This is a genomic window from Pseudidiomarina atlantica, from assembly GCF_000753735.1.
GTDB classification, from domain to species: Bacteria; Pseudomonadota; Gammaproteobacteria; order Enterobacterales; family Alteromonadaceae; genus Pseudidiomarina; species Pseudidiomarina atlantica.
In genome coordinates this window covers 1-308 of record NZ_JPIN01000041.1, presented here as the reverse complement: position 1 = coordinate 308, position 308 = coordinate 1, and the positions used below count along the sequence as shown (strand labels likewise).

The 308-nt window shown below is 56.8% G+C and carries 1 protein-coding gene; it reads left to right on the top strand.

What is annotated here, in order from left to right:
- Positions 1 to 308: hypothetical protein (locus IDAT_RS13360; protein WP_034734459.1), on the top strand; the 308-nt coding region annotated here is incomplete at both ends.

The window sequence follows — 308 nt, the reverse complement described above, 5'->3', positions numbered from 1 at the left end:
TGGTTAGCAACGACGATAAGCTACACGGACGAGAGCGGCTATCTGGTGCAAACGCAGACGCGTGGGAACTACCAAAAACGGATTGAGCACGATGCGCTGCTGCGTCCGGTATTAACCCATGAGCAAGACCTTGGCAGACAAATTGACCGTTATGTCCGCCAGCGCTTTGATGCGTATAACCAACCGACCTTTGTGTCGTATCCGAGTGGCACCACGAGCTTGAGTGCCGGACAGACCACCAGCTACGATGGCTTGCAGCGGGTGCGGCAGGTGCGCAACACAGTGACCCAGCAGGGCCCGAGTTACAC